The 3,712-nt window shown below is 43.9% G+C and carries 3 protein-coding genes; all 3 read left to right on the forward strand.

Going from position 1 to position 3,712, the window contains the following annotated elements:
• Positions 1–474 precede the first annotated feature (474 nt).
• The 3 genes from NDA06_RS26350 (at position 475) to NDA06_RS26360 (ending at position 3,675) form a co-directional block, all read left to right on the forward strand.
• On the forward strand, positions 475–1,524 hold the full coding sequence (locus NDA06_RS26350; RefSeq protein ID WP_190986491.1) for a molybdopterin-dependent oxidoreductase: 1,050 nt from the start codon (positions 475–477) through the stop codon (positions 1,522–1,524).
• Positions 1,525–1,591: 67 nt separating this feature from the next.
• Positions 1,592–2,074 (forward strand): hypothetical protein, encoded by a 483-nt coding sequence (locus NDA06_RS26355; RefSeq protein WP_190415806.1) that lies wholly within the window; start codon positions 1,592–1,594, stop codon positions 2,072–2,074.
• A 146-nt stretch (positions 2,075–2,220) separates the two neighbouring features.
• Positions 2,221–3,675, forward strand: a complete 1,455-nt coding sequence (locus tag NDA06_RS26360) for an adenylate/guanylate cyclase domain-containing protein (protein WP_190986490.1) — start codon at positions 2,221–2,223, stop codon at positions 3,673–3,675.
• Positions 3,676–3,712: the final 37 nt, after the last annotated feature.

Here is a 3,712-nt window from a genome sequence, read left to right on the forward strand (position 1 = left end):
TTTTTCATCACGATTGCCCGATATCTCGGTTTCCGAACTATTCCACAGGCACAACGGGCTTTAGCCAACCAACTCCACCAAGTTTTTTCTTTTCTTGTATGAAACCACCCTGCCTCTCCGCCTGCGGAGAGGGGCTATTTTCTTGGCTTGTTGGGTGATATATGGTGCTATTTCCTCGCCTTCCTAAAGAGCAGCCAGGGGTTGGAGGTGATGTTTCCGGTCATACCGCACCCCAAGGTACAATACTCTCTCCCATCAATGTTCTCCCCACTCCGTGGATGTCGAGGGTCTGGAAGTGAGATTCCGAGTGTATATATTTCACTAAGAGTGAGAACCCCCGGATAAGTTTTAGAGATTTTCCCGACCTAATATTTTCCCGGATGAAGGGATCTAACTGTGTTAAAAAGAATTAAGTCGCTGCACCTGTAAGAGCGATCGCTAATCAGCCAAGTATCGAAAGAAGTATTCTTTTAAATGCGGTTGAATCCAAACCTAGGGAAAAATTTGGCTTTAGTGCCGCTAGCGATCGCGAGTATCTTTTGTGGAGCTTGTACAGATCAGCCAACAGACAAGCAACTGGAAACATGGCGAACGGAAGCGATCACTCTCAATGCCCAGAAGGTAAAAGCCAATTCCCAAGAGCCACAGGAAACTGAATGGAATCTAGAGATTGGGGGGAAAATTGCTCAGAGGGAATCTGTGCAATTGAATTGGCAACAGCTACAAGCATTGGCAACCGAGCGTGTAAAAACCACAGATCCAAATTTTGTACTCAACCCAAAAGAGATTTTTGACTTTCACGGCATTCGTGTCTCTAGCCTCTTAAAACAGTTAGCGATCGCCCCGAATGTCAGGGATGTTACTTTTGTCTGCTTTGACGGCTACCAAGTGACAGTTGCCGTCAAGGATTTGCTTGCCTACCCGATTACATTAGCGATCGCCAGAAATGGCAAACCAATTCCTCGCGCTCAAGGCGGTCCGATTTATTTAATATTGCCGTATACACAATACCCAGAATTGAAACAGAAGTATAACGAATTATCTTGGGCATTTTACGTTAGCCACATGATAATTGGTACTGAACCCGTAAGATTACGTGTAGGAAAGCGCGAACTAGATTTAGCGACTCTTGACAAACTGCCCCAAGTCACAATTTCGGACAATGTTGGGTATAGAATGGGCTGGCCTACTGGCAAAGTCAAACTTCACGGAGTGCGCGTGCGCGATGTTTTAGCCTTCGCGGGTGTTCAGTTGCCCGTTAATGGCGAAATTGTGGTTCAAGGGAAGGCACCCATTTCCCGTGACCCCTCTAATCCAGTCCGCTTGGCAGCCGCCGACCTGCGCGACTGCGACATTTTGCTGGCAACTAGATGGGGCGATAACCAAGAATCTATCCCCGCAAAAATGGGTGGCCCATTGACACTCGCTTTTGGTTCTAAGTGTCAAGATAGGGAAGAGAAATCTTTCTCTTTGAGCAAACAGAGATGGGTGACATTCGTGGTTGAAATTTCGTCCAATTTTTGATAGAAATTAATACACAACTATCACAACCAAATTTCCAGAAGATATCAACTGTTTTTAAGGATTTTATATGAGCAAACCATTAGATGAAACTCTTTCAACAGAACTGTCTAAACGCATTAAAAGCAAAGCGAAAACTCCTTTTGACAATGCCTATAAAGCAGCCTTGTTAACTGAAGGGTGTATGTATGTTCAAGGGTTTTTAGTTTGGGATGATCAGCCATACAAACCAATTGAGCATGGTTGGCTGGAGCTGGATAATTGTATTGTCGATCCAACTCTGCCACATTTCAATAAAAATCCTCAAGAACTCTACTACTTTCCGGCACAACGTTTAACCATAAAAAAACTGATTGCAGCGGTAGAAGAAGCTCAGGAAGATTATCCAGAAGATGACGCACTACCTGTTTATGATGCTTTACCGCATGAGTATTACGGCAATGTGATGATGGGCGGGAAAAACTATTCGGAGGCATATAACGAGGCTCAAGCTAAGTGCAAAGAGTTGAATAAACCCAAAAAGAAGACTAACTTAGAGAGCGAACCTACTTGAGTCTAGAAAGAATAACTTATTAACAGTCATCAGACACCAAGAATATCAGTGTCTCAAACTGACCTACCAATTTTAAAACTTAAACCGGATGCTAGATGACGCTAGTGGGATGTAATAAAAATGAGAATCACGAGCGCTGAAGCACCATGAAAGTGTTTGCTTTCCACTCAATCCGCACCCAGATTATGACTGCGACAACGCTGTTGATAGTCACGCTAGTTGGCTCAATCGTTTGGGTTTGGGCAGAGACCGAGAGTAACCTCTACCGCCAGCAGCAGAAGAGTCAAGCAAAGTCCTTAGTCAAGCTATCAGCTTATGCCTTAGCGAACGAACTTTCTGAAGATAACTGGAGTCAAATCCGCGTGGATCTGGATTTGCTGATGAAAGAAAATCAGGATTTCCTATACATTCTCGTCTCTGATGTTCGGAAAAAAAATCAGATCCTCGCGTCGTCTCCTAGCGATTTCCAAAACCAGTACATTCCAGATATTGTGCCAGTAAAAGTGACGAATGCCGCCCTAGATTTATCGCAAAAGTCTTCTGCTGTAGAAACATTTGCTTTGCGGGATATCAAGTTTTTGGAGAGCATACGCGCGAAGCGTGGCGAACGAATTATAGAGGTAAGTTCGGATGTCCAAATGGTATCTGGTGAAAAAATCGGCACGTTGCGGATTGGGATGTCGCTACGACAAATTAACCGCGCTGTTGTCTATGCGGTAAATCAGGCGTTGCTGGTGGGTACGGTGGGACTTTTCGTTGGTTTAGTGTATGCGTATATTTTGGCAAAGCGGTTGAGCGATCCAGTGCAGCGTTTGCAGGTGAGTGCTGCCAGAATTGCTGCTGGGGATTTGCATCATCGTGCGGAAATTAACTTGTCTGATGAAATTGGTGCTTTAGCAAAGTCTTTTAACGAGATGTCAGTCGCATTGCAGACATCGTTTAGTAAGTTACAGAAAACTTTGAAATCGTTTGAACATTTCGTACCGGACAAATTTCTTGCAGTTATTGCACCAGAGGGAATTGAAAACATTCAAGTGGGTGTATCGGCAACGCGAACGATGACGATTTTGTTTTGCGATATCCGAGGTTACAGCTCAATGGCGGAACAAATGACGCCACAGCAAACATTTTCGTTTTTGAATGATTTTTTGGAATGTATGGGATTGCCGATTGAAGAGAGTGGTGGCTTTATTGACAAATATATTGGCGATGCAATCATGGCATTGTTCGATGACGAAGGAACTGATTCCGCGGTGCGTGCGGCAATTTTGATGCAACAGACGCTTTCCCTGTTCAATGAGGCGCGGATGCAAAAAGGTTTACCAGCGATCGCTATCGGTATTGGTATCCATCGCGGTGAGGTAGTGATGGGTACTGTGGGATTTACTTCCCGTATTGACTCTACAGTGGTTGGCGATTCAGTGAATCTAGCTTCTCGCCTGGAGGGTTTAACGAAGCAATATAACTGTAATATTTTGGTAACAGAGTCAGTGGTGAATAGTTTGTACCATCCAGAATCGTTCTACTTGGGATTGGTAGATAAGTCAGTGAAGGTGAAGGGAAAAGACGAAGCGATCGCTATTTACGAAGTCAAGATATAAATGATTTAAAATTAATCCTTTTATAATTAAGCTTTTA

The sequence above is a fragment of the Trichocoleus sp. ST-U1 genome (assembly GCF_039961835.1).
GTDB lineage: Bacteria > Cyanobacteriota > Cyanobacteriia > Cyanobacteriales > FACHB-T130 > FACHB-T130.